We start from the raw sequence: 397 nt of genomic DNA, 5'->3' as shown, positions 1-397 counted from the left end.
TGGCGCTCACGGGCAGCAACGTGGTCAGCGGCCTGTTTGCGGTAGATCCGCAGGCTCCCGATGGACAGGGCGAGGCCATCGTGCTGAACCAGGTGGGCAACGTTATCACTGGCAGTGCCGGTGGGGTGGATTACTTCACCCTGACCATCAACCCGAGCACAGGTGAAGTGACGCTGGCCCTGCTGGACAACGTCTGGCACGGCGACAGCGACAATGCGGATGACAGCGTGGCGCTGAACCTGGGCAGCGGGGTATTGACCCTGGTGCAAACCGTGACGGACGCGGATGGCGACAGCGCCAGTGCCGCCATTGATGTGGGCACTGGCGGGGTCTTCCAGTTTGAAGATGACGGTCCGAGTGCCGGGCTGGCGGTGGAAGCACCGAGCCTGAGTGCCAG

General features: G+C 64.2%; 1 protein-coding gene. It reads left to right on the top strand.

Going from position 1 to position 397, the window contains the following annotated elements; all coding sequences use genetic code 11:
* A partial coding sequence (locus AACQ95_RS14410; protein WP_241281099.1) for a DUF5801 repeats-in-toxin domain-containing protein occupies positions 1–397 on the top strand: 397 nt, incomplete at both ends.

It is taken from the genome of Aeromonas sp. MR19 (assembly GCF_963899305.1).
Lineage (GTDB): Bacteria > Pseudomonadota > Gammaproteobacteria > Enterobacterales > Aeromonadaceae > Aeromonas > Aeromonas bestiarum.
The sequence above is the reverse complement of the archived record's forward strand: the minus strand, read 5'-3'. Positions and strand labels throughout refer to the sequence as shown.